This window comes from Bradyrhizobium sp. Leo114, assembly GCF_055229415.2.
In genome coordinates this window covers 1-212 of record NZ_JBUYEN020000300.1, presented here as the reverse complement: position 1 = coordinate 212, position 212 = coordinate 1, and the positions used below count along the sequence as shown (strand labels likewise).

The 212-nt window shown below is 61.3% G+C and carries 1 pseudogene; it reads left to right on the top strand.

From position 1 onward, the window contains the following. Positions 1-212 (top strand): annotated as a pseudogene (locus ACZIRK_RS45810) (IS5/IS1182 family transposase); the annotation flags it as partial.

The window sequence follows — 212 nt, the reverse complement described above, 5'->3', positions numbered from 1 at the left end:
TCGAAGCCTGGGCGTCACAGAAGAGCTTTCGTCCCAAGGACGGTAGCGGTGACGATGATGGCGGCGCAAACTTCCATGGCCAGAAGCGCAAGAACGACACCCATGCGAGTACCAGCGATCCAAACAGCAGGCTTTACCGCAAGGCGGCCGGGCGGGAGGCGAAGCTCTGCTATATGGGCCATGCCACAATGGAGAACCGGCATGGGCTGGCG